Source organism: Mycobacterium sp., assembly GCF_032162105.1.
Classification (GTDB): domain Bacteria; phylum Actinomycetota; class Actinomycetes; order Mycobacteriales; family Mycobacteriaceae; genus Mycobacterium.
Genome location: NZ_JAVRPS010000588.1, coordinates 1 through 5,068, shown reverse-complemented (window position 1 = coordinate 5,068; position 5,068 = coordinate 1). Strand labels below are relative to the sequence as shown.

The following is a 5,068-nucleotide window of genomic DNA, read 5'->3' as shown; positions in this document are numbered from 1 at the left end:
GACACGTCGCGCGGGCACGCCCACGGCGTGATGTTGCCGTAGCCCATGCCCATCATCTGGAAGCCGCCGTCGAGATCGATCACCGTGCCGTTCGGGTCCTCGATCACACTCGAGCGGCTGAGCATGTCGTCGACGTCGAAGTAGTCGTCGTTGGCGCCGCTGATCAGCACCCGCACGCCGGTTCCGCCAAGGCGGTCCTCGGCCATGTCGATCCAGCGCTCGACGCGCTTGAGGATCAGGGTCCGGAACAGGTCATCGATCCTGTCCTGGTCACCTGCGTGGGACTCGAACTCATCGGGGGTGGTCAGCCACGCGTACTCACCGGCGTCCGCGATCATGGCGAGCAGGTTGTCAAGCTGCGAGCCCGAACTGACCTTGCGCTCGATGCCGGCGAAGCGGGCCTTGTACTTGCCGCGTTTGGTCTCGATCACGGGCACGATGAACTTCCCGGTGATGTCCCCGCCGATCACGATCGTGTCGCACTCGTAGTGCTTGGGGGTGGCGAGAAACTTCTTCCAGCACCGCTCGCTCCCATGGATGTCGGTGCAGAAGTACATGCGCACGGTGGGCGCCTCCAGAGGCAACGGGTCGGATCGTCGGACAGAAGCGAACGTAGGGGCCGGTTGTTTCGTGCACAATAATTACCCGTGTCGATAACGTATCGAATTGGACGTAGACGAATGTCCGTAGTATCAATTGACGGAACGGCGTGATTTACAAATCGATGCAGTATCGATTTGGCTGGTAAATAACATGGAGGCAGCTGTGAGTGACGACCTGATGACGCCGGTGCTGGGCGCGGGCACCGTCGAGTACGAGTGGATGACCTGGCCCGAGATCGCTGCCGCGGCCGCCGCAGACGCCCCGGTCGTGATCGCGGTCGGTTCGACCGAACAGCACGGCCCGCATCTGCCGGTCAGCGCCGATTGGGTGGTCCCCCAGGCACTGCTGCGGCTGGCCGCGGCCCGACGCCCGTTCATCGTGGGTCCGCCGGTGCGGCTCGGGTACCGCTCGCGCCCGGCCAGCGGTGGCGGCCAGCAGTTTCCCGGCACCCTCTCGCTTCGCGCGACGACGTTCATCGCCATGTTGGAGGACCTGCTCGAGGAATTGATCCGCACCGGATTCCGCCGGATCGTCCTGTACAGCTGGCACTTCGAGAATCAGAACTTCGTGTACGAACCGGCGTACCTGGTGTCCGGGCGCTTCCCCGAGGTGAAGATCGTCGTCGTCGAGAACGGCATGCCCGACTTCGAAAGCGCCGACCTGGACGTGCTGTTCCCCGACGGCTTCCCCGGCCTGGCCCTCGAGCACGCCGCGGTCATCGAGACCTCGCTCTTCGAGTATTTGCGGCCCGCCACGGTCCGCATGGACCGCATCGTGGACGACGCCCCCGCCCGCAACGTGCCCTGGGACGTGCTCCCGATCGACCCGACGATGTCGACCCCCACCGGCGTGCTGGCGTCGGCGACCCAGGCCAGCGTGGCCAAGGGCGAACTGCTGACCGAGCGGATCGTCGAGCACATCATCTCGATCCTGGACACCGAGTTTCCACTGCCCCTCAACGGCGCGTCGATCCCGCTGGCCGCGGACGAGGGGCGCTGAGATGGCGGGTGCTGCCCTGGTGACCGGAGGTGCAAGCGGCATCGGCCGTGCCACCGCATACGCGCTCGCGGGCCGCGGTTACCAGGTCGCGGTCGATCACCTCGGTCGCGAGGCCGAGGCCAAGCAGGTGGCCAGCGACATCGGCGGGATCGCGTACGAAGCCGACGTCTCGGACGTGGCGGCGGTCGATCAGCTGGTCGCCGCCGTCGAATCCGACCTGGGCCCGATCGAAGTCGCGGTGGCCTGTGCGGGCTTCGACGTCGACCTGCCGCTCGAGGAGGTGACTCCGGAGTTGTGGCACAACAGCCTCGGGGTCATCCTTGGCGGCTGCGTGAACGTGATCGCCGCCGTCGGCCCACGGATGCGGGCACGGCGGCGCGGTTCGATCGTGGGCATCTCGTCGGAACTGGCCCTGCTCGGCGACGAGGACCACGTGCCGTATGTGACCGCGAAGTCCGCCATGCTCGGCCTGGTCCGATCGGTCGCCCGTGAGTACGGCCCCGACCAGGTGCGCGTCAACGTCATCTGCCCCGGCCCTACGGACACCGAGATGCTCACGCCACGGTGGCGCGGCGAGGACTACCGGCACAGCATCCCCCTCGACCGGTTCGGCACCCCGGAGGAACTGGCAAGGGCGATCGTCGACGTCGCCGAGTGGACGTGGCTGACCGGCCAGGTGATTTCGCCCAACGGCGGGGTGGTGATCCAGTGAGCGCGAGAGTCGCCCTCGTGACGGGAGCGGCCGGCGGCATCGGGCGCGAGATCGTTGGCGCGCTGGCGAAGGCGGGCTGGACGGTCGTCGCGACCGATCTCGCCGAGACGGGCGAGGTTGCAGGCGCCGAGCTGACGATCCCGGCGGACCTGCGCGGGCGGGACAACTGTCGGGCGATCGTCGACGACGTTCTGGCCCGGTTCGGGCGGCTGGACCTGCTGGTCAACAATGCCGCGACGATGACGGTCGTCGAACCGACCGTCGAGACGATGCCCTTGTGGTGGCGTGACATCGAGGTCAACCTGACCGCTCCCCTGTGGCTGACCCAGGCGGCGGCCGCGCCGCTGCGGGAGAGCGCCGGTCAGGTCGTCAACCTCTGCAGCATCTCGGCGCTGCGGGGAGAGGCCGGCTTCAGTGCCTATGCGGCGAGCAAGGCGGGGCTGCTCGGGATGACCCGGTCGCTGGCCCGCGAGCTCGCTCCGGCGATCCGGGTGAACGCGATCGCCCCGGGACCGACCGAAACCGAGCAGCTCAACCGCGACGCCGAGTTCCAGGGCGTGGGACTCGACGAACTGCATCGCCACTACATGGCGGGCATGCCGACCGGCCGGCTGGTGCAGCCCGCCGAGGTGGCCGACGTGGTCGTATTCCTAGCCGGCGCCAAATCCTTCACCGGGGAGTGCGTGCAGATCAACGGCGGGATGTTGATGTCGTGAGACGATCGCGGCACGGGGACGGCGGCGCCCGATGCCGGCGGCTATGGGGCGGACAGGATGTCGATGACACACCACAACACTGATCAGGCCAGCCTCGAGGACGAGGCCGGGCTCGACGGCGACTCCGATCGCCGCGGTCACATCCTGGTCGTCGCCGCCCGGCTGTTCCGCGAGCGCGGGTACCTCAACACGACGATGACCGAGATCGCGCGCCAGAGCGGGCTGGGCCAGTCATCGCTGTACTACTGGTTCCGCCAGAAGGAGGACATCCTCCTCGGTCTGCTCGAGTTGAACACCGTCTCGCTCGACTTCGCCAGGCAGGTCGTTTCGGAAACCGGCTCGCCTGCCGTCCGGCTTCTGCGGCTGCTGCGCCTCGACATCCGCGAGCTGTGCTCGTCGCCGGTCGACATCTGCGAGGTCGAGGTGCTGGCCGAGCAGCAGCCCGATGTATTCGTCGGGTTCTGGGCCGACACCGCCGAGCTGCACCAGCACATCGCCACGCTGATCAGCGACGGCATCGCGTGCGGCGAGTTCATCGAGTGCGATCCCGAGTTCGCCGCGCTGAACATCTGCGCCGCCGAAGAGGGCGTGCAGCGCCGGTACCGCAACTCGGCCGCGCACGCTCCCGGCGGCACTAGCCCGTTCCGACACCAGGACTACTCGCGCGAGCATGTCGCAGGAGAGCTCGCGGCCATCATGGTGCGGGGGTTGCTCCGCGATCCCGCGACGTTGCCGAAGCTCACCGAGGCCGCGGCAGCCCACGACGATCACACACCGGCCGGATCATCGGCGCCGACCGACGGATGATTTCCGAGACGCGCACGGCCGCATTGCGCCGCGGCTGGTACCCGGTCGCCCGCGCCGTCGACCTCGACCGCCCTCAGATCGCGACGTTGCTCGGCCGACGCCTGGTCGCGTTCCGCACCGCCGACGGGCAACCACGGGTTCTGCCCGACAGGTGCCTGCACCGCGGCGGGGCGCTGCATCTCGGCGCGGTCGTCGACGACTCGATCGAGTGCCCGTACCACGGGTGGCAATGGCGCGGGGCGGACGGCCAGTGTGTGTACATCCCGTCCAACGGACCGTCGGCCGCGATCCCGAAGGCGGCCGTCATCGGCGCCTTCCCTGCCGTCGAGCGCTACGGCCTGGTCTGGACGTGCGTCGGCGATCCACTGACCGGCCCGCCCGACCTGCCAGAACTCGAGACGCTCGGAATGACCTACGCCGCAGGCGAGCCGGTCGACGTCGAGGCCGGGATTCTCGCCGCGATGGAGAACTTCCGCGACGTCGCCCACTTCCCGTTCGTGCACCGCGGGACGATGGGCGATGTGCCGCACCGGGTTTCGAAGTTCGAGGTGCGCCGCGCGGGCTACGAGACCTGGATGACGCGCCGCTACTCCGCCGCCAACGGCGAATCCGAACTGTTCCGCGACGTCGAGGATCTGACGTTCGACTACCACGCGGTGGCGCCGGGCATCGCCACCGTGCTGCTCGATCACGGTGCGGGCGGCAAGCGGGTCGTCATGGAGGCATTCACCCCGGCCGGCCCGACCGGGTGCCGGATCTTCCTCGTCTCCGGCACCGCGGCGGGCTACACGGCGTACGACCCGGCCGCGACGCTGGCCACCGAGATGGCTGTGCTGCAAGAGGACCTGCCGACCTTGAACACCCTCGACCCACTGGAGGTGCCGTTCGATCGCGAGCAGTACGAGCTGTCGGTCGAGGCGGATCGATACACGCTCGCGACGCGCCGCGCCTTCGTCGAGTTCATGCGCGACGCTGGTGCGGACGCATCTTTGCCATCGAGCCAGAAGGGCCATGATGTCTACCAGTGACGACGCAATCATCGGCGCCACGCCATCGGGACAAGTGCCTCGCTACGCCGGCAAGGGCACGTTCGCACGGATCGCGGACATCCACGAGGTCGGCGACTACGAAATCGCCGTTCTGGGAGTGCCTTTCGACGGCGGCACGTCGTATCGGCCCGGGGCGAGATTCGGCCCGATGGGCGTGCGTCAAGCGGCGCGCACCCTGCGCC

At 68.2% G+C, this 5,068-nt stretch carries 7 protein-coding genes; 6 read left to right on the top strand and 1 reads right to left on the bottom strand.

What is annotated here, in order from left to right:
- A partial coding sequence (locus QOC69_RS30070) for a hypothetical protein (RefSeq protein WP_526446167.1) occupies nt 1–584 on the bottom strand: 584 nt, incomplete at its 3' end.
- 181 nt (nt 585–765) lie between these two features.
- On the opposite strand from QOC69_RS30070, the gene QOC69_RS30065 reads away from it, so the two are divergent.
- The 6 genes from QOC69_RS30065 to QOC69_RS30040 form a co-directional block, all read left to right on the top strand.
- The gene (locus QOC69_RS30065; protein WP_526446166.1) at nt 766–1,602 is read left to right on the top strand and encodes a creatininase; all 837 of its coding nucleotides are present in this window, start codon (nt 766–768) and stop codon (nt 1,600–1,602) included.
- 1 nt (nt 1,603) lies between these two features.
- Nucleotides 1,604–2,314 (top strand): SDR family NAD(P)-dependent oxidoreductase, encoded by a 711-nt coding sequence (locus QOC69_RS30060; protein WP_526446165.1) that lies wholly within the window; start codon nt 1,604–1,606, stop codon nt 2,312–2,314.
- The gene (locus QOC69_RS30055) at nt 2,311–3,030 is read left to right on the top strand and encodes an SDR family NAD(P)-dependent oxidoreductase (RefSeq protein ID WP_526446164.1); all 720 of its coding nucleotides are present in this window, start codon (nt 2,311–2,313) and stop codon (nt 3,028–3,030) included. Before QOC69_RS30060 ends, QOC69_RS30055 begins: the two co-directional genes overlap by 4 nt.
- A gap of 63 nt (nt 3,031–3,093) precedes the next feature.
- Nucleotides 3,094–3,837 (top strand): TetR/AcrR family transcriptional regulator, encoded by a 744-nt coding sequence (locus QOC69_RS30050; RefSeq protein WP_526446163.1) that lies wholly within the window; start codon nt 3,094–3,096, stop codon nt 3,835–3,837.
- Complete coding sequence (locus QOC69_RS30045) at nt 3,834–4,865, top strand: Rieske 2Fe-2S domain-containing protein (RefSeq protein WP_526446162.1); 1,032 nt, start codon at nt 3,834–3,836, stop codon at nt 4,863–4,865. Before QOC69_RS30050 ends, QOC69_RS30045 begins: the two co-directional genes overlap by 4 nt.
- A partial coding sequence (locus QOC69_RS30040; protein ID WP_526446161.1) for an arginase family protein occupies nt 4,852–5,068 on the top strand: 217 nt, incomplete at its 3' end. The genes QOC69_RS30045 and QOC69_RS30040, both read left to right, overlap by 14 nt.